The following is a 21,918-nucleotide window of genomic DNA, read 5'->3' on the forward strand; positions in this document are numbered from 1 at the left end:
TCGGAAAGGCATAAGGACTCCAGAGTAAAGGGCCGGACAACGGCCCTTTTGATTTTATTGTTATGTGCCGCCAGCTCAGAATTCGTGATCGGCAGTATCCGGATTCAGGTTATTGATCCCAAGGGTATTGGCTGCCAGCTCAATGGCGCGGGTCTGCTCCACCAGGGCATTGATGGCGTTTTGCACCAGCTGGTTACCTTCCGGATTATCGGCAGCGATCAGCTGATCGAAGTACACCTTGTTGAGTTCGGCTGATTGCACCAGCTGATAAACTTCCTGTTCACTGGTGCGGAACTGCTCGCTGATGTTTGCAGCGGCCTGGTCATCCTGCTGAGCGACCAGCTGCAGTAGTGACGGGCCCTGCAGGGTGCTGCCGTCGATGCGCTGATAGGTACCGAACATCAGGTTGCTGATGCCCTTTTCGTTATAGTAATGGGAGTGGTGGGTATTGTCGGAGAAACAGTCGTGCTCGTCTTCCACCGAGTTGGCTACCAGCGCCACCTTCATGCGCTCACCAGCCAGCTCACCCAGCGACAGGGAACCCATGCCAAACAGCATGCGGCGCAGGCCTTCTTCTGCCGGCAGGGCGGTGAGTTCGGCGCGGTAGTTGTCTTGTCCCGCTTGCCATTGTGCCGTCATGTATTGCAGATCCTGAATTAACAGTGTGCTGGCGGCCTGCAGGTAATCGCGACGGCGGTCACAGTTGCCGTGGGTGCAGTCCTTGCCCGTGGCATAATCGGTCCAGGGGCGCTCGCCGGCACCGGCATTGGTGCCGTTCAGATCTTGCCCCCACAGCAGAAACTCAATGGCGTGATAGCCTGACGCCACGTTTGCCTCGGAGCCGGCCAGTTCGTTCAGGCTGGCCAGCAGATCGGGGGTAATGTCGGTTACGTCGAGCCGTTCGCCACCGACCTGCAGATGGGTGCTGGCAATGATATTGGCGGTTGCACCCGGGTTGCCCAGCTCGTGCTGATAGCCCGGTGTTACATAGTCAATCAGGCCTTCATCCAATGGCCAGGCATTCAGCTGTCCTTCCCAGTCGTCGACCACCGGGTTGCTGAAACGAAATACTTCCGACTGCTGGTAAGGGACCCGGGCGGCCAGCCAGGCAGAACGGGCGTTGGTCAGCGTCTGTTCGCCGGGGTTGGCCAGCAGGGCTGCAATGGCCTGATCCAGGTTTTGTGCGGCAGTCAGTGAATCACGGTAAACGGCAAGGGCGATATCGGCATAGTGCTCTACTACCTGATCCTTGGTAACGGCGGGAGTGCTGGTCTGAGCGCAGGCGCTGAGCAGGCCACCCAGAGTGACGGCCAGCACAAGTCTATTAAACTGCATTTGTGTATCCTTATGCATCTGAGAATCGTTTCTGTTTGTTAGTCGATTCTAGCGCCAAGCCGGAAAGTGACGCAAGGCCGGATTACATAAAGTCCACGGTAAAAGTATGGGGATGTCAGGCCCGGCCTGTACTCAGGCAGTCTGCTCGGCGATGGGGGCCACCACAGCCTTGAGCAGACGCTCTATTTCCTGCGCGGAGAGGCCTACCGACAATCCGCGCTTTCCGCCGGATACCAGCACGGTATCGTGGTTACAGGCTGAAGTATCAATCACGGTGGTAAGGCGTTTCTTCTGGGCGAAGGGACTGATGCCCCCTACCTTGAAACCGGTCAGCCGTTCGGCTTTTTGTGGCGGCATCATCTCCAGCTTTTTTACCCCGGCGGCCTTGGCCAGCTGTTTGAGGTTCACCTTGCCCGATGACGGCACCAGAGCCACTACGGCTCCCTGGTCGCCTTCGGTCAGCAGGGTTTTGAATACCCGTGTCAGCGGTACGCCCAGTTGCGCAGCGGCATGAGCACCAAAGTCGTCCTGCGCTGTGCAGTCATATTGAAAAAGGGTAAAAGCGGCTTTTTGTTTTTCCAGAAACAGAATGGCTGGGGTCATGGAGTGGTCCGGTGGTTGGGAAGAAAGAGAAAATTATGCAGATAAAAGCAGCGGTGCGCCATAAGCTGGAAAAAGGGGAGCAGGGTATGTGCATCCGGTTTGGCTGTCTGGCATCGGCCCAGACGGGGCAGTGAGCGATATCATGTAGCAGAACAGTACATGCAGGCTCGGTATCGCTGTTCATTGTTGATAGCACATGATACTTAATGATTTTCGGCCACATGAGGTGGCCGTTTGCTTTTTAAAAGGAGAGTCAAGCCATGTTGGCGTTGTTAACCCAGTTGTTTCCGTTGTGGGCGTTATTGTTGTCTGTTCTGGCTTTTATGCAGCCTCAGTTGTTTGTCGGTATCAAGGGGCAGATAGTGCCCCTGCTGACCGTGATCATGCTGTGTATGGGGCTGACACTTAATCTGAGTGATTTTCGCCGTGTGATCCAGAACAGAAAAGCAGTGCTGGTGGGCGTGCTGCTGCAGTTTTCGCTGATGCCGCTGATTGCGCTGCTGGTTAGCCGTGTGCTGAGTTTTGGACCTGAACTGATAGTCGGCATGTTATTGGTGGGCAGCGTGGCCGGCGGTACCTCGTCAAATGTGATGTGCTATCTGGCGAAGGGAGATACCGCGTTGTCCATTTCAATGACGGCCATCTCTACGTTGCTGGGTGTGGTGATGACGCCCGTGCTGGTGGACTTGCTGGTAGGCCAGGCGGTGGATGTACCGGTGCAGTCCATGCTGATTAGCCTGCTGCAGGTGGTAGTCGCCCCGGTGGTGCTGGGAGTGGTATTAAATGCGTTGGCCGGAAGCCTGGTACGCAAGGTGGAACCGGTGCTGCCGGTGCTTTCCATGTTGGCCATTGTATTGATTATCGCCATCGTGGTTGCGCTTAATGCGGAAAAAATGGCACAGATTGGCCCCGTGGTGGCGCTGGCGGTTGTATTGCACAACAGCTGTGGTCTGGTGCTGGGCTATTGGGTGACCGCCTTGTTCGGCTTTGACAAACGTACCTGCCGTACCATTGCCTTTGAAGTGGGTCTGCAGAATTCCGGACTGGCGACTGCGCTGGCGATGAAGTTCTTTACTCCTGCGGCCGCCCTGCCGGGGACACTGTTCAGCGTTTGGCACAACATCTCCGGTTCTCTGCTGGCAGGTTACTGGAGCAAGAAGCCGGTGGAGGATACCGACCATCACCCTGCTCGTACCACGCCAGAGAACGTCTGATTTTACCGTACGCCTCGGGTGCTACCGATTACAGGATGCAAAGATAGCATACCGGGGTGTCAGTAACCGCAATGCAGGACGGATAATAAAAAAAGCAGGCACGATTTCGTGCCTGCTTTTTTAACCGGGTGTTTTCCCGCTGCCTGCAGGTTTATCCGGTGTTGCGCATTCCGGCGGCAATGCCGGCGATGGTGACCATCAGCGCCTGATCCAGCACCGGGTGAATATCACCCTGCTCCCGGGAGCGCTTGAGCAGCTCGGCCTGCAGTACGTTAAGCGGATCCGTATAGGGATTACGCAGCTTGATGGACTCCTGAATCCAGGGCTCGCTGGCCAGCAGCTCGGACTTTTCCTTCAGGCGCAGCACCAGCTCGGTGCTGGCGCGCAGCTCGTCCCGCAGCTTATGGCCAAGGGGCTTGAGCTCTTCGGGAACCAGCACGCTGTCATAATAGGCAGCGAGGCCCAGATCGGCCTTGAGGAACACCATTTCCAGCATATCGAGGCGGGCACGAAAGAAGGGCCAGCCCTGGTTCATGGCATGCAGAGTGGCTTCGTGACCATCTTCCATCACTTTTTCCAGCCCCTTGTGGGCTCCCAGCCAGGCGGGCAGCATCAGCCGGTTCTGAGTCCAGGCAAAAATCCAGGGAATGGCACGCAGGCTCTCCACGCCGCCGTTGGGCTTGCGTTTGGCCGGGCGGGAGCCCAGCGGCAGTTTGCCCAGCTCCAGCTCGGGAGTGGCGGCACGGAAATAGGGCACAAAGTCGGGCTCGTCCCGGATCAGTGAACGATAATGGGCACACGACACTTCGGTCATGGTATTCATCAGCTCACGCCACTCAGGCTCGGGCTCGGGAGGAGGCAGCAGGTTGGCTTCCAGCACGGCGCTGGCATAAAGTGCCAGGCTGTCGATGGCCACCTGAGGCAAGCCGAATTTGAAGCGAATCATCTCGCCCTGTTCAGTCACTCGCAGGCCACCGATGGTGGATCCCGGTGGCTGGGCCAGAATGGCCTGACGGGCCGGACCGCCGCCCCGGCCCAAGCTGCCGCCGCGGCCATGGAACAGGGTGAGCGTGACGTTTTCCCGCTCGCTGATGGCCACCAGCTTTTCCATGGCGCTGTATTGGGCCCAGCCTGCGGCCAGCATGCCGGCGTCTTTGGCTGAGTCGGAATAACCGATCATCACGTACTGGCGGCCCTGCATATAGCCCCGGTACCAGGGCTGCTGGTACAGCCGTTCAATCACGGCAGCACCCTGATTCAGATCTTCCAGGGTTTCAAACAACGGTGCTATGGGCATGGCAAAGTCGACACCACATTCTTTCAGCAGCAGCTGTACTGCCAGCACGTCTGAGGGTTCACCGGCCATGGAGATGATGTAGATACCAAAGGCATCCTGCGGATGGCGGGAGATCACCCGGCAGGTGTCGAGTGTTTCCTGAGTGTCGGGCGAAGGCTGCCACTGGCGGGGCAGCAGCGGCCGGCGGGAGTTGAGCTCGTTAAGCAAAAATGCCTGCTTGTCGGCCTCGCTCCATTCGCTGTAATCGCCCAGACCCAGATAGCGAGTGAGCTCCGCCAGCGCCTGAGCATGGCGCTCACCGTCCTGACGAATATCGAGTTTAAGCAGATGAATGCCAAAACAGGCCACCTTGCGAATCACATCCAGCAGCTGGCCATCGGCAATCTTGGCCAGGCCACATTGCTGCAGTGACTGGTAGCACAGCTCCAGCGGCTGGCGCAGCTGCTCGGTGGTTGTGATCAGATCCCGGGCGTCGGTTTTCTGGCCCTGCACACGAGCGTTGAGGTGCAGCAGGGTCTCACGCAGATCTTCGCGCAGGCGGCGCAGCACCGCCCGGTAGGGTTCGTTGCTGTCGCCGCTGGCGGCACGCAGTTCGGTGCTGGCCTCGGACATCGACAGCTCTGACACCAGCTCCTGTATATCGTTGAGGAACAGAGAGCTGGCCATCCAGCGGCCGAGCAGTAACACTTCTTCGGTGACCTTTGCGGTGACAAAGGGGTTGCCATCCCGATCGCCACCCATCCAGGAGGTAAAGCGTACCGGTGCGGCGTTCAGCGGCAGGCGCTCACCCAGCTCGCGTTCCATACGCTGATCCAGCTGGCGCAAAAAGCGGGGCAGGGCAGGCCAGAGGCTGTTTTCAATAACCGCAAAGCCCCATTTGGCTTCATCTACCGGGGTAGGGCGCTGAGAGCGAATTTCATTACTGTGCCAGGCCTGGGTGATCAGCTGATCGATACGGGCCAGCAGCTCGGATTTTTCTGCCTCCGGCAGATCCAGCTCGATGGCAGCCAGACAGTCGTTCAGCTGTACATGCTTGTGAATAAAGGTGCGGCGGGTCACCTCGGTGGGATGAGCGGTGAGCACCAGGTCGATATCGAGTGAGGCCACGGCATTGCGAATGTCTGCATCGCTGATATTGGCACCTTTCAGTCGCTCAAACACCTCATCCAGGGGGTTGGGGCCGGCGTCCTGACGATAGCCCCGGGAAATGGTATGAAACTGTTCGGCCACATTGGCCAGGTTCAGAAATTGACTGAAGGCCCGGGCCACGGGCAGTAGTTCGTCGTCGCTCAGTTGTTTCAGGGTGGTAAGCAGCCGTTGCTGATCGCCATCATTGCCTTTGCGGGCCGATTTGGCCAGTTGACGAATGGTTTCTATTTTGTCGAGGAAGGCCTGTCCGTGATGATCCCGAATGGCATCGCCTAGCAACTGCCCCAGCAGGCCAACATTGGCCCTGAGTGCCGCATGATTATCCATATTCGCCTCTTTGTTTGTTTATTACAAAATAGTCACGTTTCCTCGTTACATTCAGCCAGCTTTCCGCGATCCGGTCAATCCTTCCACCCGTTTGACTTCACATTTTGTAATTTAGTTACTTAAGCAGAAGCGGCTGACCAGGCGTTGCAGTACTTCTACTGTGGGTTTGACAAAGGACAGATCCAGATATTCGTCGGGCTGGTGGGCCTGAGCAATATGACCCGGACCCAGAACGATGGTCTGGCAGCCCAGTTCGTTGATAAACGGGGCTTCGGTGCAGTAGTTCACCGCTTCCGCCGGGTTACCAGTCATCTCAGCTGCCGCGCGTACCAGTTCGGCGTCCGGATCGGTGCCGTAGGCCGGTATGGGTTCGTGCAGGTGGGTCAGCTCCAGCGCATCCGGGTACTGCTCCTTGATGGGTTGCAGGGCATGGTGCAGCAGACCGAGCAGCTCATCGGGGCCGACGCCGGGAATGGGGCGCATGTCGAAGTGCAGCTCGCAGCAGGCGCAAATACGGTTGGGGCTGTCGCCACCGTGAATATGGCCTAGGTTCAGAGTGGGTTGAGGCACTTTGAAGTGGGGGTTGGCGTATTTCTCTTTCAGCTGACGCTGCAGCTCGAGCAAGCGGCCCATCACCTGGTTCATGATTTCGAGCGCATTAACACCGTTGGCGGGATCCGAGCTGTGGCCACTTTTGCCGGTGACCCGAATGGCTTCCGACATATGGCCCTTGTGCATCATGACCGGTACCAGTCCGGTGGGCTCACCAATCACCGCATAGTCGGGTTTGATCGCCATGGCGCTGGCAATGGCGCGGGCACCGGCCATGGTGGTTTCCTCGTCGGCGGTGGCGAGAATGCGGATGGGCTTGTCGAGCTTGCTTAAATCGAGGCCTTTTAATGCTTCCACAATAAAGGCAAAGAAGCCTTTCATGTCGATGGTGCCCAGACCATAGATGCGATCACCATCTTCGGTAAGTTTGAAAGGATCCTTGCTCCAGCGGCCCGGGTCAAAGGGCACGGTATCGGTATGGCCGGCCAGCAGCAGGCCGCCGTCGCCTTCGCCCTTGGTGGCCAGCAGGTTGAACTTGCCCGGTAAGTCCGGCAGTTCGGTAATGTCCACTTCAAAACCCAGCTGGCTGAACCAGTCACCCAGCAGTCGGATCACTTGCTCGTTACTCTGATCCCAGCTGCTGTCGGTGCTGCTGATAGACGGCAGCGCGATGATATTGCGGTACATATCCATAAAATTAAGGGATGACATGAGTTCTCCATTGCGTGTTATCAAATTTAAATTCAATACAATTGCATAAATATGTTTTTGTTGCTAGTCTGCCATTCTGTTATTTCGGTTAGCCGGCGGCCAGCCTGCGGCATCTGTCAGTCAGGTTTGCCCGGAGTGGTATACGGCTTTGCCTCAGGGTGACACAGGCCCTGAAAACACGCCAGGCTGATGCCTGCTTTATATAACAAGCTGAATGAGACGACGGACGCGACCATGTTAAAAGCTGCAATCATAGGTGCCAGTGGTTATACCGGTGCCGAGCTGGCCGGATTGATTCTGGGCCATCCTCACCTGGAATTAGCCGGACTTTATGTGTCTGCGGGCAGTCAGGATGCCCACAAGCCATTTGCCAGCCTGCATCCACGCTGGCGGGGCGAAATCGACGCACCTTTACTGCCGCTGGACGACGAAGCCCTCAGCCGTATTCACACCGAGGCCGACCTGGTATTGCTGGCTACCGCTCATGAAGTGAGCCACGATCTGGCCCCGGGATTTCTGGCCAAGGGACTGCCGGTATTTGATTTGTCCGGTGCCTTTCGTGTGCCCGGCGAAGGCTTTTACGACAAATTTTATGGTTTCGCGCACCAGCATGGCGACTGGCTGGCAGATGCTGCTTATGGCCTGGCGGAGTGGAATCAGGAAGCGATTAAGGCGGCCCGGTTGATCGCCGTGCCCGGTTGCTATCCGACCGCGTCACTCACCGGACTCAAGCCGCTGCAGCAGGCCGGGTTGATTGCCGATGGCAGCCGCCCTGTGATCAGCGCCGTATCTGGCGTAAGTGGTGCCGGCCGTAAAGCTGGCATGAACAACAGTTTCTGCGAAGTGAGTTACAAGCCTTACGGTGTATTCACTCACCGTCATCAGCCTGAAATCAGCCATCATCTGGGCAACCAGGTGGTATTTCAGCCCCATCTGGGTAACTTTATTCGCGGCATTCTGGCCACCATTTATGTACAACTGAAAGATGGCGTCACCGACGAGCAGATTGCCGCCGCCTATCAGCAGGCTTACGCCGGGCAGAAGATTGTGCGCCTGGCGGGGCAGTGGCCCCAGATCAACGATGTGGCCGGTACCCCTTATTGCGATCTGCACTGGGGCCGGGACGGTAATCAGTTGATCGTGGTGTCGGCCATCGACAACCTGCTGAAAGGCGCTGCCAGTCAGGCCATTCAGTGCATTAACATTCATCAGGGATTCTCGCCGTTGGCGGGACTGGTCAAGGAGTAATAACCCATGTCTGAGCAACAACCTCTGGTCGTCAAGTTGGGTGGAACCCTGCTGGAAAGCGACAAGGCGCTGGAAGCGCTGTTTTCTACTCTCAAAGCGTTTGTGAATGACTCCAGCCGTCCGCTGGTGCTGGTGCACGGGGGGGGGGTGCTGGTGGACAATCAACTCAAGGCCATGGGCTTGACCTCCACCAAGAAAAATGGTCTGCGGGTGACGCCCTTTGAGCAAATCCCGGTGATTGCCGGTGCCCTGGCCGGTACGGCCAATAAACTGCTGCTGGCTCAGGCCATTGCTCATAACATTCCGTCGGTGGGTCTGTGCCTGGCCGATGGCGGCCTGTGCCGGGTCAGTCAGCTGGATCCCGAGCTGGGTGCGGTGGGGCAGATCGAAGGCGGTGACAGTGCACTGGTGAGCTCGTTACTGAGTGGTGGTTTCATGCCTATCGTCAGCTCTATTGGAGTGACCTTTGATGGCAACCTGATGAACGTGAACGCTGATCAGGCCGCGACCGCCATTGCCGAGATTCTGGATGCCGAGCTGGTGATGCTGTCTGACGTGAGCGGCATTCTCGACGGCAAGGGTCAGCGCATCGCTCTGCTGACTGAGGCCGAAGCGGAGGAGCTGATGGATAAAAACATCATCAAGGACGGCATGGCGGTGAAGGTGAAGGCTGCGCTTAAGGCCACCAAAACCCTGGGACGGCCTGTGGCCGTAGGCAGCTGGCGCTATCCGGAGCAGTTGCTGTCGCTGCTGGCCGGCGAGTCCGAGCACGGTACCCGTATTTCTCATTAAGGATGACCCATGCAGCATTTACTGAGCCTGAAAGACTACAGCAAGGAACAAATCGAGCAGATGCTCGAGCTGGCAAAAGACGTTAAGGCCAACCCGGCCAAGTATGCCGATGCCCTCAAGGGCAAGAGTGTGGTGACCCTGTTTGAAAAGCCGTCACTGCGCACCCGGGTGACCTTTGATATTGGCGTCAGCAAACTGGGTGGTCACCCCGTGTACCTGGACAGCCAGAATGGTGCCATGGGCAAGCGGGAAACCGTGCAGGATTTTGCCGCCAACCTCTCGCGCTGGTGCGATGCCATTGTGGCCCGGGTGTATGACCATCAGACGCTGGTGGAGATGACCGAGCACGCCACCGTGCCGGTGATCAACTCCCTGTGCAATCTCTACCACCCGTGCCAGGCACTGGCGGATTTTATGACCATCTCCGAACATTTCAATGACCTGAGCAAGGTGCATCTGGCTTACGTCGGTGATGGTAACAATGTAACCCACTCGTTGCTGCTGTGTGGTGCCATTCTGGGTTCCACCGTGACTGCAGTCAGCCCGCGTGGCCACAATGTGGACGCACAAATCCTGAAGGAAGCTGAGGCCCTGGCCGCCGTCAGCGGTGCCACCATCCGGGTGACCGACAGCCTGGATGATATTGAAGGTGTGGATGTGATCTATACAGACACTTGGGTCTCCATGGGTGATAATACCCCGCTGGAGCAGGTCAAGGAGATCTACATGCCGTATCAGATCAACCAGGCCCTGCTCGACAAAACCGGAGCCAAAAAGGTGCTGCATTGTCAGCCCGCCCACAGGGAGTGGGAAATTACTTCCGAGGTCATGGACGGCCCTGCCTCCCTGATCCTCGACCAAGCTGAAAACCGCATGCACGCTCAGAACGCCGTGCTGCTGACATTGATGAAGGGATAATTGTTAATGAGCCAATTCAAAAAGATCGTACTGGCCTATTCCGGCGGCCTGGATACCTCTGCCATCATTCCGTGGCTGAAGGAAAACTACGATGGTTGTGAGGTTGTCGCATTCGTGGCCGATGTCGGCCAGGGCGCGGAAGATCTGGAAGGCGTGGAAGAAAAAGCCATCGCTTCCGGTGCTTCCAAATGTATCGTGGCTGATCTGAAAGACGAATTCGTACGCGATTATGTGTATCCGACCCTGACCACCGGTGCCATCTACGAAGGTACTTATCTGCTGGGTACCTCCATGGCTCGTCCGGTGATCGCCAAGGCGATGGTGGAAGTGGCCCTGGCCGAAGGCGCCGATGCCATCTCTCACGGTTGTACCGGCAAGGGCAACGACCAGGTGCGCTTTGAAGGTGCCGTGGCTGCCCTGGCTCCGCAACTGGCAGTGATTGCTCCCTGGCGGATCTGGGACATGCGCAGCCGTGAAGATCTGCTGGATTACCTGGCCGAGCGCAACATCAAGACCACTGCTAGTGCCACCAAGATCTATTCCCGTGATGCCAACGCCTGGCACATTTCCACCGAAGGTGGTGAGCTGGAAAGCACCTGGAACGAGCCGTCCGAGCACGCCTGGACCTGGACCGTGTCTCCTGAGCAGGCTCCCGACAAGGCCGAGACCGTGTCTCTGACCGTGGAAAAGGGTCATATCGTGGCTGTGGACGGCAAGGCCATGACGCCTTATGAAGTCCTGACTCACCTGAACGATCGTGCCGCCAAGCACGGTGTGGGCCGGGTAGACATAGTGGAAAACCGTCTGGTGGGCATGAAGTCTCGCGGTTGCTATGAAACTCCCGGTGGTACCGTGATGATGGCTGCCTTGCGCGCCATTGAAGAACTGGTACTGGACAAGCCGACCCGCGCCTGGCGCGAGAAGGTGGGGGCCGAGTTCTCTCATCTGGTATACGACGGCCGCTGGTTTACTCAGCTGTGCAAGGGCCTGCTGGCGTCCGCCACCGCCATTGCCGAAGACGTATCCGGTGAAGTAGTACTGAAAATGTACAAGGGCCAGGTGACCGCCATTCAGAAGCAGTCTCCCAACAGCCTGTACTCTGAAGAGTTCGCTACTTTTGGTGCAGACGAGGTGTACGATCAGAGCCACGCTGAAGGCTTTATCCGTCTTTACTCTCTGGCCAGCCGCATCAAGGCGCTGAAAGACCAGCAGAAGTAAACACCGATAAAAAGGGGGGCTTCGGCCCCCTTTTTATCGAGCTGTAAGCTATAAGCTGTCAGCTGTAAGAAAAAACGCGTTATATTCACTATCTTACAGATGTCGCTGGCCTGACAGGTGATAAAAGAAACCACCGGCAACTCGGGCAGCTGATAGCTTACAGCTTAAAGCTTACGGCTTTGTTTTTAGAAAGGAGTAACAGAATTATGGCACTTTGGGGTGGACGTTTTACTCAGGCTGCGGATACCCGCTTCAAGCAGTTCAACGACTCGTTGCGGTTTGACTACCGGCTGGCGGAACAGGATATCGTCGGCTCTGTGGCCTGGTCCCGTGCCTTGGCCAAGGTAGGCGTACTGACCGCCGAGGAACAGCAAAAGCTGGAAAACGCGCTGAACGAGCTGAAAGAGCGGGTAGTGGCCGATCCGGAGCAAATCCTGAAATCCGATGCCGAAGATATTCACTCCTGGGTGGAAGGCGAGCTGATTGCTGCCGTGGGTGATTTGGGCAAGAAGCTGCACACCGGCCGTAGCCGTAATGATCAGGTAGCTACCGATCTCAAGCTGTGGTGCAAGGCCCAGGTGCCGCAACTGCTGGAAAAAGTCGACGTTCTGCAAAAGCAGCTGGTGACCGTAGCCCGGGAGCAGCAGGGTACCGTGCTGCCCGGTTACACTCACTTGCAGCGTGCTCAACCGGTTACCTTTTCTCATTGGTGTCTGGCTTATGTGGAAATGCTGGAGCGGGATTACACCCGCCTGCAGGATGCCGCTGCCCGTCTGGATACCTGCCCGCTGGGCTCTGGCGCCCTGGCCGGCACCGGTTTTCCGGTAGACCGCCATGAGCTGGCCAAATCTCTCGGCTTTGCCGGCCCGACCCGCAACAGCCTGGACTCGGTTTCCGACCGGGATCATGTGCTGGAGCTGATCAACTGTGCCGTGAACTCCATGATGCACCTGTCCCGCTTTGCTGAAGATCTGATCTTCTACAACTCCGGGGAAGCCGGCTTCCTGGAGCTGTCCGATGCCGTGACCTCCGGCTCTTCCTTGATGCCGCAGAAAAAGAACCCGGACGCCCTGGAACTGATCCGCGGCAAGACCGGCCGAGTATTCGGTGCCTATGCCGGCATGATGATGACCCTGAAAGCGCTGCCATTGGCCTACAACAAGGATATGCAGGAAGACAAGGAAGGTCTGTTCGACGCCCTCGACACCTGGTACGACTGTCTGGAAATGGCCGAGATGGTGCTGCACGACCTTAAGGTAAACGAAGACAAGACCCGTGAAGCAGCTCAGGGCGGCTACTCCAACGCCACCGAAATGGCCGACTATCTGGTGTCCAAAGGCATTCCGTTCCGGGAAGCACACCACATTGTGGGGGCCATCGTGGTGCACGCCATCGGCAAGAAACTGCCGATGGAAGAGCTGCCGTTGAAAGACTTCCAACAGTTCAGTGATGTGATTGGCGATGACGTCTACCCTCGTCTGACACTGGAATCTAGCCTGGCCAGCCGCTGTGCCCTGGGTGGCGTTGCGCCGGAGCAGGTGGAAACTGCCCTCGCTAACGCCGAACAGCACCTGCAGGCCCGTAAGTAAGACTGTAACCGGCTGACTCTATTGTCATCTCTGTGAAAAATGCCACCCCCGCGAAGGCGGGGCCACGGCATATCGCACTGGCCTTCCGCCTTCGCGGGGGTGACAACAAAGAAAGAGTAATGCCTGTGCAATCTCAAAGAGCCCGTTAGGGCTCTTTTTGCTCCTGTCTCTTCCCTTCTGACACGCCTCACCCTTTACGCTATCGCTGGTTAAAAAATAACAAAGCAGGCTTGCAAGCGAGAGCCGTTTCCGTATAATACCGCTCGCTTGGTTAACTTTATCAAGCAGGCCGAAAGGCTTTCGTCAGGTAGCTCCTGACGCTACAGGCCCCCGATATGGTGGGCACCGTTGTTAAATCACACCCCCTCTTTATATAAAAGAGCAGGCGGTGTTGATTTTATGTTCTTTATCCAATTGGAGCTCTGGTAATGCAGAACCAAAGAATTCGTATCCGCCTGAAGGCGTTCGATCATCGTCTGATCGACCAGTCTACTGCGGAAATCGTAGAAACTGCCAAGCGCACTGGCGCCCAGGTTCGCGGTCCTATCCCGCTGCCGACTCGCAAAGAGCGCTACACCGTACTGGTATCTCCACACGTGAACAAAGATGCACGTGATCAGTACGAAATTCGTACTCACAAGCGTCTGGTCGACATCGTTGAGCCCACCGACAAAACTGTCGATGCGCTGATGCGTCTGGATCTGGCTGCTGGCGTAGATGTCCAGATCAGCCTGGGCTAATAACGGAAAGAGGTTTTATCAATGGCAATCGGTCTAGTAGGTCGTAAGCTGGGTATGACCCGTGTCTTCACCGAAGACGGCGTGTCCATCCCGGTCACCGTTATCGAAGTAGATGCCAACCGTGTTACCCAGGTGAAAACACTGGAACAGGATGGCTATGCTGCCATCCAGGTGACCGCTGGCACCAAGAAAGCGAATCGCATCACCAAGCCGGAAGCTGGCCACTTCGCCAAAGCCGGTGTTGAAGCGGGTCGCGGTCTGTGGGAATTCCGCCTGGGTGAAGGCGAAGGCGAAAGCATCGAAGTTGGTGCCGAGCTGAAAGTCGACATCTTTGCTGATGTCAAGAAAGTAGACGTTACCGGTACTTCCAAGGGTAAGGGTTTCGCTGGTGCTGTTAAGCGCTGGAACTTCCGCACTCAGGACATGACTCACGGCAACTCTTTGTCTCACCGTGCTCCGGGTTCTATTGGTCAGAACCAGACTCCGGGTCGCGTGTTCAAGGGCAAGAAAATGGCCGGTCACATGGGTGCTGAGCGGGTAACCACTCAGAACCTGGAAGTGGTTCGCGTTGATGTTGATCGTAACCTGCTGCTCATCAAAGGTGCAGTCCCGGGTGCGACTAACGGCAACGTCATCGTTAAACCTGCCGTTAAAGCGTAACGTCTGAGGAGATAGTAATGGAATTGGTAATGAAAGACGCGCAAGGCGCTCTTGAAGTTTCCGAAACTACCTTCGGGCGTGAGTTCAACGAAGCTCTGGTGCATCAGGTTGTTGTGGCCTATGCCGCCGGTGCTCGTCAAGGTACTCGTGCTCAGAAGACCCGTTCTGAAGTGTCCGGCGGCGGCAAAAAGCCGTGGCGTCAAAAGGGCACCGGCCGGGCCCGTGCTGGTACCATCCGCTCTCCGATTTGGCGTTCCGGTGGTGTGACCTTTGCTGCTAAGCCGCAGGATCACAGCCAGAAGGTTAACAAGAAGATGTACCGTGGTGCCATCAAGAGCATCCTCTCTGAGCTGGTACGTCAAGAGCGTCTGATCGTGGTAGAGAAGTTCGGTGTGGAAGCGCCGAAGACCAAAGAACTGGTTGCCAAGCTGAAGCAGTGGGATCTGAACGACGTTCTGATCGTGACTGGCGAAGTGGACGAGAACCTGTTCCTGGCCGCCCGCAACCTGTACAAGGTTGACGTGCGTGACGTGGCCGGTATCGACCCGGTTTCTCTGATCGCGTTCGACAAGGTACTGGTAACTGCCGACGCAGTTAAGCAAATCGAGGAGATGCTGGCATGATCCGTGAAGAGCGTATTCTGAAAGTTCTGAAGGCGCCGCATATCTCTGAAAAAAGCACCATGGTTGCCGAGAAGACCAACACCATCGTGTTCAAGGTTGCCAAGGACGCTACCAAAGCCGAAGTAAAGGCTGCGGTCGAGAAGCTGTTCGAAGTTGAAGTTAAAGATGTTCGCACTCTGCTGGTAAAGGGTAAAACCAAGCGTACCGGTATGCGTGTTGGCCAACGTTCCGATTGGAAAAAGGCCTACGTGACCCTGAAAGAAGGTCAGGACATCGACTTCATCGGCGGTGCCGAGTAAGAGAGGAGTAATTCAAAATGGCAATTGTAAAATGTAAGCCTACTTCTCCGGGTCGCCGTCATGTAGTCAAGATCAGCAACCCGGAACTGTACAAAGGCAAGCCGTTTGCAGCCCTGCTGGACAAAAAGTCCAAGTCTGGTGGCCGCAACAACGCTGGCCGTATCACCACCCGTCATATCGGTGGTGGTCACAAGCAGCACTACCGTATCATTGACCTGAAGCGCAACAAGGACGGTATCCCGGCCAAAGTTGAGCGTCTTGAGTATGATCCGAACCGCTCTGCCAACATCGCTCTGGTGCTGTATGCAGACGGTGAGCGTCGTTACATCCTGGCCCCGAAAGGCGTTCAGGCTGGCGACCAGCTGCTGTCCGGTGACGCTGCTCCGATCAAGGCCGGTAACTGCCTGCCGATGCGCAACATTCCCGTGGGCTCTACCGTTCACGCGATTGAAATGAAGCCTGGTAAAGGCGCGCAGATCGCCCGTTCTGCCGGTACTTACGCCCAGATCCTGGCTCGCGAAGGCAACTACGTGACCCTGCGTCTGCGTTCCGGTGAAGTTCGCAAGGTGCTGGCCGAGTGCCGTGCCACCCTGGGTGAAGTTGGCAATGCTGAGCACATGCTGCGTCAGCTGGGTAAAGCCGGTGCACAGCGCTGGCGTGGTGTTCGTCCTACCGTTCGTGGTGTGGCGATGAACCCGGTAGACCACCCGCACGGTGGTGGTGAAGGTCGTACCTCTGGTGGCCGTCACCCGGTTACTCCTTGGGGTAAACCGACCAAGGGCGCCAAGACCCGTAAAAACAAGCGTACCGACAAGTTCGTCGTACGTCACCGTAACAAGTAATAGTTTTTTAGAGGTATCACCATGCCACGTTCTCTCAAGAAAGGTCCGTTTATCGACCTGCACTTGCTGAAGAAGGTAGAGAAAGCGGTGGAAAGCGGGGATAAAAAGCCAATTAAAACCTGGTCCCGTCGTTCAATGATCATTCCGAACATGATCGGTTTGACCATCGCTGTCCATAATGGTCGTCAGCACGTACCTGTCTACGTTTCCGATGAAATGATCGGTCACAAGCTGGGTGAATTTGCACCGACTCGTACTTATCGCGGCCATGTCGCTGATAAGAAGGCCAAGAAGCGTTAAGGGGTAAAAGATGGAAGCTATAGCTAAACACCGCTTTGCTCGTACTTCTGCCCAGAAGGCGCGCCTGGTAGCCGATCAAGTTCGCGGTTTGTCCGTAGACAAGGCACTGGATGTCCTGGCGTTCAGCCCCAAAAAGGCTGCCGTTCTGGTCAAGAAGGTACTGGAATCTGCCATTGCTAATGCCGAGCACAACGAAGGTGCGGATATCGATGAGCTGAAGGTGACCAAGATCTTCGTTGATGAAGGTCCCACCATGAAGCGTATTCGTCCTCGTGCCAAGGGCCGCGCGGACCGTATCATGAAGCGTACCAGCCACATCACTGTGGTTGTGTCCGACCGCTAAGAGGCTAGGAGACAAGCAATGGGCCAGAAAGTACACCCGAATGGTATTCGCTTAGGTATCACCAAGCCTTTTAATTCGACCTGGTTTGCGAATACCAAGGACTTCGCTGACAACCTGCACAGCGATTTTGAGGTACGTCAGTTCCTGAACAAGGAACTGAAAAACGCCTCCGTTTCTCGCGTCGTGATTGAGCGTCCGGCCAAGAGCATCCGTGTGACCATTCACACTGCTCGTCCCGGCGTCGTGATCGGCAAGAAAGGCGAAGACGTTGAAAAACTGCGCAAGCACGTAGCCAAACTGGCTGGCGTTCCTGCTCAGATCAACATTTCCGAAGTGCGTAAGCCTGAGCTCGACGGTCAGCTGGTTGCCGATTCTATCGCTTCCCAGCTGGAGCGTCGCGTTATGTTCCGTCGTGCCATGAAGCGCGCGGTTCAGAACGCCATGCGCATTGGCGCCAAGGGCATCAAGGTAGAAGTGAGCGGTCGTCTGGGCGGCGCTGAAATCGCGCGTACCGAATGGTACCGTGAAGGTCGTGTGCCTCTGCACACCCTGCGTGCCGACATCGACTACGCAACTTCTGAAGCATCTACCACTTACGGCATCATCGGCGTGAAGGTTTGGATCTTCAAGGGTGAGGTACTGGGCGGCCTGCAGGCCGTGGCTCAGGAACCCGCTCCGTCCAAGCCCAAGCGCAAAGGCCGCGGTAAGTAAGGAGACTCGGACATGTTGCAACCAAAACGTACGAAATTCCGTAAAGTCCACAAAGGCCGTAACCGCGGTGTGGCGACCTCAGGCAACCTGGTATCCTTTGGTTCCTTTGGTCTGAAAGCGACCACTCGTGGACGTATCACTGCTCGTCAGATCGAAGCAGCTCGTCGTGCCATGACTCGTCACGTTAAGCGTCAGGGCAAGATCTGGATCCGTATCTTCCCGGACAAGCCGATTACCGAAAAGCCCCTGGAAGTACGTATGGGTAAAGGTAAGGGTAACGTGGAGTACTGGGTAGCACAGATCCAGCCGGGTCGTGTTCTGTACGAAATGGATGGTGTACCGGAAGCGCTGGCTCGCGAAGCCTTCGCCCTGGCTGCTGCCAAACTGCCCGTAAGAACCACTTTTGTAACTCGGACGGTGATGTGATGAAAGCACAAGATCTGCGTGAAAAGAGTGTTGAAGAGCTGAACCAGGAGCTGCTGAACCTGCTGCGTGAGCAGTTCAACCTGCGCATGCAAGCAAGCACTGGCCAGCTGGCTCAGACTCACAACCTCAAAACGGTACGTCGCGACATCGCGCGTGTTAAGACTGTTCTGAATGAAAAGGCAGGTGCCTAAGATGAGCGAACAAACCATTCGTACTCTGCAGGGCCGTGTAGTCAGCGACAAGATGGACAAGTCCATCACTGTGGCTATCAACCGCTTCGTGAAACACCCGATCTACGGGAAGTACATCAAGCGTACTACCAAACTGCACGTTCATGATGAGAACAACGAGTGCAAGGCCGGCGACGTCGTGACCATTCGCGAATGCCGTCCTCTGTCCAAGACCAAGTCCTGGACCCTGGTAAAAATCATTGAGCGTCCGGTTAAGGCCTAACGTTCTCTGATATAATACTCAGGTCAAACGGCCCATTGTTGGGCCGTTTGTTTTTTACGCTACCCTTTCACATTTGGCAGTGCTATAATGCCGCGCCTTCTTTGGCAGCCAACATGCCCTGAAAGGGGTTTTAACGTAGTAAATTTAGCGGAGCACTAACATGATCCAAATGCAAAGTATGCTGGACGTGGCCGACAACTCCGGCGCGCGCAGCGTAATGTGTATTAAGGTCCTGGGTGGCTCGCACCGTCGCTATGCCGGCATCGGCGACATCATCAAAATTACCGTTAAGGAAGCAATTCCGCGCGGTAAGGTTAAAAAAGGTGATGTAATGAACGCGGTGGTCGTACGCACCCGTAAAGGCGTTCGTCGTCCGGACGGCTCTGTCATCCGTTTCGACCGTAATGCGGCCGTGATTCTTAATAGCAATCACCAGCCGATCGGTACTCGTATTTTTGGCCCGGTGACTCGTGAACTTCGTACCGAGAAGTTCATGAAGATTGTTTCACTGGCACCGGAAGTACTGTAAGGAGTCAACGATGGCAGCAAAAATCCGTCGCGATGACGAAGTCATCATTCTTACCGGCAAGGACAAGGGCAAGCGTGGCACTGTCACCAAAGTCCTGACCGAGGAAGGTAAGGTAATCGTCTCTGGTATTAACATGGTCAAGAAGCACCAGAAGCCCGTACCCCAACTGGGTCAGGCTGGCGGCATCATCGACCTGGAAGCACCAGTTGACGTTTCTAACGTAGCGCTGTTCAACTCTGCCTCTGGCAAGGCTGACCGCGTAGGTTTCCGGATTGAAGACGGCAAAAAAGTCCGTTTCTTCAAATCCACCGGCGAACTTGTGAAGTAATTGGAGTAATACGATGGCGAAACTGCATGATTACTACAACGAAACTGTAGTAAATGAACTGAAGAACCAGTTCGGGTACAAGTCTATCATGCAAGTCCCTCGGATTGAGAAAATCACCCTGAACATGGGTGTGGGTGAAGCCCTGGCTGATAAAAAGATCCTGGATAATGCTGCTGCCGATCTGGCCGCCATTTCCGGTCAAAAGCCACTGGTCACCAAAGCTCGTAAATCCGTTGCTGGCTTCAAAATCCGTGAAGGCTACCCCATTGGTTGTAAAGTAACTCTGCGCGGCGAGCGTATGTGGGAGTTCCTGGAGCGTTTGATTTGTATCTCTATCCCCCGGATCCGTGACTTCCGTGGCCTGAACCCTAAGTCGTTCGATGGTCGTGGTAACTACTCCATGGGTGTGCGTGAGCAAATCATCTTCCCTGAAATCGATTATGACAAAGTAGATCGTGTACGTGGTCTGGATATCACTATCACTACTTCTGCTCAGTCAGACGAAGAAGGTCGTGCTCTGCTGGCTGCCTTTGACTTCCCATTCCGTAAGTAAGGTGTAGGGTTATGGCAAAACAATCAATGAAAGCTCGCGAAGTCAAGCGCGCAAAGCTGGCTGACAAATATGCAGCCAAGCGTCAGGAACTGAAAGCTATCATTTCTGACGTTAAGACTTCTGATGAAGACCGTTGGGACGCAGTGCTCAAGCTGCAGCAACTGCCCCGTGACGCAAGCCCGTCTCGTCAGCGTAACCGCTGCAACATCACCGGTCGTCCGCATGGTTTCCTGCGGAAGTTCGGCCTGAGCCGCATCAAGGTGCGTGAGCTCATGATGAAGGGTGAAATTCCAGGCCTGAAGAAGGCTTCTTGGTAAGCGAACACGGGAGTAATACACAATGAGCATGCAAGATCCGATCGCGGATATGCTGACCCGCATCCGCAACGGTCAGGCAGCCAACAAAGTTGCTGTCTCCATGCCTTCCTCCAAGGTCAAGGTAGCGATTGCCAAGGTCCTGAAAGAAGAAGGTTATATCACTGACTACGCCGTTGCCGGTGACACCAAGGCCGAGCTGGAAGTTACTCTGAAGTACTTCCAGGGAAATCCTGTGGTAGAACTGCTGCAGCGTGTGAGCCGCCCCGGTCTGCGCATCTATAAGAAGCGCGACGAACTGCCGAAAGTTATGGCCGGCATGGGTGTGGCCATCGTTTCCACGTCTCAAGGTGTGATGACCGACCGTGCCGCGCGTAAAGCCGGTATGGGTGGTGAGATCATCTGCTACGTAGCTTAAGGAGTAGATATGTCTCGCGTTGCTAAGGCACCTATCGAAATTCCTGCCGGCGTAGAAGTGACGTTGAACGGTCAGGAAATCACCATCAAGGGTGGCAATGGTACACTGAACCGTACCATCAATGCCGCTGTTGAAATCAGCCAGAACGACAACCAGTTGACCTTCGCCCCGCGTGAAAGCGTGGACGGTGCCAACGCCCAGGCCGGCACTGCCCGCTCTCTGGTCAACAACATGGTTATCGGTGTTACCCAAGGCTTCGAACGCAAGCTGCAACTGGTTGGTGTGGGTTATCGTGCTCAGATGAAAGGCAATGCAATTGCCCTGTCACTGGGTTTCTCTCATCCGGTTGAGCATGCGCTGCCTGAAGGCGTATCCGCTGAATGTCCTTCCCAGACTGAGATCGTTCTCAAGTCTGCTGACAAACAGCTGATTGGTCAGGTTGCTGCCAACATCCGTGCGTACCGTAAGCCAGAGCCCTACAAGGGCAAGGGTGTTCGCTACTTTGGCGAGCAGGTTCGCAGCAAAGAGGCTAAGAAGAAGTAAGGTAACACTATGGACAAAAAAGCAGCTCGTATCCGCCGTGCTACTAAGGCACGCAAAAAGATGCTGGAACTGGGTGCTACTCGCCTGGTGGTTCACCGTACTCCGCGCCACATCTATGCCCAGGTTATTTCACCGGACAGCTCTGCTGTTCTGGCTTCCGCGTCTACCGTTGAGAAGTCTGTTCGCGAACAGGTGAAATCTACCGGTAACATCGATGCCGCCGCGTTGATCGGTAAAATCATCGCTGAGCGTGCGCTCGAGAAAGGTGTTAAAGAGGTCGCTTTTGACCGTTCCGGTTTCCAATATCACGGTCGTGTAGCCGCTCTGGCTGCTGCTGCCCGTGAAGCTGGTCTTCAGTTCTAAAGGTGGAGTCGAAAATGGCAAAAATCGAAGCTCAAGCCGGTGAACTGCAAGAGAAGCTCATTGCAGTAAACCGTGTATCAAAAGTTGTAAAAGGTGGTCGTATCTTCTCCTTCACAGCTCTGACTGTGGTAGGTGACGGTAACGGTCGCGTTGGTTTTGGTTACGGCAAGGCCCGTGAAGTACCCGCCGCCATTCAAAAGGCGATGGAACAGGCTCGTCGCAACATGCGTACCGTTGGCCTGAACAACGGCACCCTGTTCCACCCGGTCAAGGGTCGTCACTCCGGTTCCAACGTGTACATGCAGCCCGCTTCCGAAGGTACCGGTATCATCGCCGGTGGTGCAATGCGCGCCGTTCTGGAAGTAGCTGGCGTACACAACGTACTGGCCAAGACCTACGGTTCCACCAACCCGAACAACGTCGTTCGCGCTACCATCGACGCTCTGGCTCATATGAAGTCGCCCGAGCAAGTCGCTGCCAAGCGTGGTCTGAGCGTTGACGAAATTCTGGGGTAATGCGC

General features: G+C 55.9%; 29 protein-coding genes. 25 read left to right on the forward strand and 4 right to left on the reverse strand.

The features are described from left to right. Positions 1–75: 75 nt before the first annotated feature. On the reverse strand, positions 76–1,335 hold the full coding sequence (locus B6S09_RS10020) for an imelysin family protein (RefSeq protein WP_094278355.1): 1,260 nt from the start codon (positions 1,333–1,335) through the stop codon (positions 76–78). Between the two features lie 132 nt (positions 1,336–1,467). Continuing rightward, on the reverse strand, positions 1,468–1,938 hold the full coding sequence (gene ybaK, locus B6S09_RS10025) for a Cys-tRNA(Pro) deacylase (RefSeq protein WP_094278356.1): 471 nt from the start codon (positions 1,936–1,938) through the stop codon (positions 1,468–1,470). A gap of 260 nt (positions 1,939–2,198) precedes the next feature. Between ybaK and B6S09_RS10030 the strand changes: the two genes are divergently transcribed. Further along, positions 2,199–3,152 (forward strand): bile acid:sodium symporter family protein, encoded by a 954-nt coding sequence (locus B6S09_RS10030; protein WP_094278357.1) that lies wholly within the window; start codon positions 2,199–2,201, stop codon positions 3,150–3,152. 151 nt (positions 3,153–3,303) lie between these two features. On the opposite strand, the gene ppc is transcribed toward B6S09_RS10030, so the two are convergent. Beyond that, on the reverse strand, positions 3,304–5,925 hold the full coding sequence (ppc, locus tag B6S09_RS10035) for a phosphoenolpyruvate carboxylase (RefSeq protein ID WP_094278358.1): 2,622 nt from the start codon (positions 5,923–5,925) through the stop codon (positions 3,304–3,306). A gap of 111 nt (positions 5,926–6,036) precedes the next feature. Beyond that, positions 6,037–7,188, reverse strand: a complete 1,152-nt coding sequence (gene argE / locus B6S09_RS10040) for an acetylornithine deacetylase (protein WP_094278359.1) — start codon at positions 7,186–7,188, stop codon at positions 6,037–6,039. A gap of 234 nt (positions 7,189–7,422) precedes the next feature. On the opposite strand from argE, the gene argC reads away from it, so the two are divergent. The 24 genes from argC (at position 7,423) to rpsE (ending at position 21,913) form a co-directional block, all read left to right on the forward strand. Beyond that, a complete protein-coding gene (argC, locus tag B6S09_RS10045) occupies positions 7,423–8,436 on the forward strand; it encodes an N-acetyl-gamma-glutamyl-phosphate reductase (protein WP_094278360.1) in 1,014 nt (337 codons plus the stop codon). A 6-nt stretch (positions 8,437–8,442) separates the two neighbouring features. Beyond that, complete coding sequence (gene argB / locus B6S09_RS10050) at positions 8,443–9,228, forward strand: acetylglutamate kinase (protein ID WP_094278361.1); 786 nt, start codon at positions 8,443–8,445, stop codon at positions 9,226–9,228. A 9-nt stretch (positions 9,229–9,237) separates the two neighbouring features. After that, entirely contained in the window at positions 9,238–10,146 is a 909-nt protein-coding gene (locus B6S09_RS10055) for an ornithine carbamoyltransferase (protein ID WP_094278362.1), read from the forward strand. 6 nt (positions 10,147–10,152) lie between these two features. Continuing rightward, positions 10,153–11,364, forward strand: a complete 1,212-nt coding sequence (locus B6S09_RS10060) for an argininosuccinate synthase (RefSeq protein WP_094278363.1) — start codon at positions 10,153–10,155, stop codon at positions 11,362–11,364. A gap of 206 nt (positions 11,365–11,570) precedes the next feature. After that, positions 11,571–12,953, forward strand: a complete 1,383-nt coding sequence (argH, locus tag B6S09_RS10065; protein WP_094278364.1) for an argininosuccinate lyase — start codon at positions 11,571–11,573, stop codon at positions 12,951–12,953. 428 nt (positions 12,954–13,381) lie between these two features. Beyond that, positions 13,382–13,693 carry a 30S ribosomal protein S10 gene (gene rpsJ / locus B6S09_RS10070; RefSeq protein ID WP_014290685.1) on the forward strand — a complete coding sequence of 104 codons (312 nt, stop codon included), beginning with the start codon at positions 13,382–13,384 and terminating at the stop codon, positions 13,691–13,693. A 21-nt stretch (positions 13,694–13,714) separates the two neighbouring features. After that, entirely contained in the window at positions 13,715–14,353 is a 639-nt protein-coding gene (gene rplC, locus B6S09_RS10075; RefSeq protein WP_094278365.1) for a 50S ribosomal protein L3, read from the forward strand. A gap of 17 nt (positions 14,354–14,370) precedes the next feature. After that, on the forward strand, positions 14,371–14,976 hold the full coding sequence (gene rplD / locus B6S09_RS10080) for a 50S ribosomal protein L4 (protein WP_014290683.1): 606 nt from the start codon (positions 14,371–14,373) through the stop codon (positions 14,974–14,976). Beyond that, on the forward strand, positions 14,973–15,275 hold the full coding sequence (rplW, locus tag B6S09_RS10085) for a 50S ribosomal protein L23 (protein ID WP_014290682.1): 303 nt from the start codon (positions 14,973–14,975) through the stop codon (positions 15,273–15,275). The genes rplD and rplW overlap by 4 nt, the downstream gene beginning before the upstream one ends. 17 nt (positions 15,276–15,292) lie before the next feature. After that, the gene (gene rplB / locus B6S09_RS10090; protein WP_094278366.1) at positions 15,293–16,117 is read left to right on the forward strand and encodes a 50S ribosomal protein L2; all 825 of its coding nucleotides are present in this window, start codon (positions 15,293–15,295) and stop codon (positions 16,115–16,117) included. Positions 16,118–16,138: 21 nt separating this feature from the next. Beyond that, a complete protein-coding gene (rpsS, locus tag B6S09_RS10095; RefSeq protein ID WP_014290680.1) occupies positions 16,139–16,417 on the forward strand; it encodes a 30S ribosomal protein S19 in 279 nt (92 codons plus the stop codon). Positions 16,418–16,427: 10 nt separating this feature from the next. After that, positions 16,428–16,760 carry a 50S ribosomal protein L22 gene (gene rplV / locus B6S09_RS10100; protein WP_019935856.1) on the forward strand — a complete coding sequence of 111 codons (333 nt, stop codon included), beginning with the start codon at positions 16,428–16,430 and terminating at the stop codon, positions 16,758–16,760. Positions 16,761–16,778: 18 nt separating this feature from the next. Next, positions 16,779–17,471 carry a 30S ribosomal protein S3 gene (gene rpsC / locus B6S09_RS10105; protein WP_019935857.1) on the forward strand — a complete coding sequence of 231 codons (693 nt, stop codon included), beginning with the start codon at positions 16,779–16,781 and terminating at the stop codon, positions 17,469–17,471. Between the two features lie 12 nt (positions 17,472–17,483). Continuing rightward, a complete protein-coding gene (gene rplP / locus B6S09_RS10110; protein WP_094278367.1) occupies positions 17,484–17,897 on the forward strand; it encodes a 50S ribosomal protein L16 in 414 nt (137 codons plus the stop codon). After that, positions 17,897–18,088 (forward strand): 50S ribosomal protein L29, encoded by a 192-nt coding sequence (gene rpmC / locus B6S09_RS10115; RefSeq protein WP_094201099.1) that lies wholly within the window; start codon positions 17,897–17,899, stop codon positions 18,086–18,088. The genes rplP and rpmC overlap by 1 nt, the downstream gene beginning before the upstream one ends. 1 nt (position 18,089) lies before the next feature. After that, positions 18,090–18,350, forward strand: a complete 261-nt coding sequence (rpsQ, locus tag B6S09_RS10120) for a 30S ribosomal protein S17 (RefSeq protein WP_019935859.1) — start codon at positions 18,090–18,092, stop codon at positions 18,348–18,350. Between the two features lie 160 nt (positions 18,351–18,510). Then, positions 18,511–18,879 (forward strand): 50S ribosomal protein L14, encoded by a 369-nt coding sequence (gene rplN / locus B6S09_RS10125; RefSeq protein ID WP_094278368.1) that lies wholly within the window; start codon positions 18,511–18,513, stop codon positions 18,877–18,879. A 10-nt stretch (positions 18,880–18,889) separates the two neighbouring features. Further along, positions 18,890–19,207, forward strand: a complete 318-nt coding sequence (gene rplX, locus B6S09_RS10130) for a 50S ribosomal protein L24 (protein WP_094278369.1) — start codon at positions 18,890–18,892, stop codon at positions 19,205–19,207. A gap of 13 nt (positions 19,208–19,220) precedes the next feature. After that, positions 19,221–19,760: a 50S ribosomal protein L5 gene (gene rplE / locus B6S09_RS10135; RefSeq protein ID WP_094278370.1), complete on the forward strand. Its 540-nt coding sequence runs from the start codon at positions 19,221–19,223 to the stop codon at positions 19,758–19,760. A gap of 11 nt (positions 19,761–19,771) precedes the next feature. Further along, positions 19,772–20,077 (forward strand): 30S ribosomal protein S14, encoded by a 306-nt coding sequence (rpsN, locus tag B6S09_RS10140; RefSeq protein WP_094278371.1) that lies wholly within the window; start codon positions 19,772–19,774, stop codon positions 20,075–20,077. A 22-nt stretch (positions 20,078–20,099) separates the two neighbouring features. Then, complete coding sequence (rpsH, locus tag B6S09_RS10145; RefSeq protein ID WP_094278372.1) at positions 20,100–20,492, forward strand: 30S ribosomal protein S8; 393 nt, start codon at positions 20,100–20,102, stop codon at positions 20,490–20,492. A gap of 9 nt (positions 20,493–20,501) precedes the next feature. Next, positions 20,502–21,035, forward strand: a complete 534-nt coding sequence (gene rplF / locus B6S09_RS10150; RefSeq protein WP_094278373.1) for a 50S ribosomal protein L6 — start codon at positions 20,502–20,504, stop codon at positions 21,033–21,035. A 9-nt stretch (positions 21,036–21,044) separates the two neighbouring features. Continuing rightward, positions 21,045–21,398: a 50S ribosomal protein L18 gene (gene rplR / locus B6S09_RS10155; protein ID WP_094278374.1), complete on the forward strand. Its 354-nt coding sequence runs from the start codon at positions 21,045–21,047 to the stop codon at positions 21,396–21,398. A 14-nt stretch (positions 21,399–21,412) separates the two neighbouring features. After that, positions 21,413–21,913, forward strand: a complete 501-nt coding sequence (gene rpsE, locus B6S09_RS10160) for a 30S ribosomal protein S5 (RefSeq protein WP_094278375.1) — start codon at positions 21,413–21,415, stop codon at positions 21,911–21,913. Positions 21,914–21,918: the final 5 nt, after the last annotated feature.

Source organism: Oceanimonas baumannii, assembly GCF_002245495.1.
Lineage (GTDB): Bacteria > Pseudomonadota > Gammaproteobacteria > Enterobacterales > Aeromonadaceae > Oceanimonas > Oceanimonas baumannii.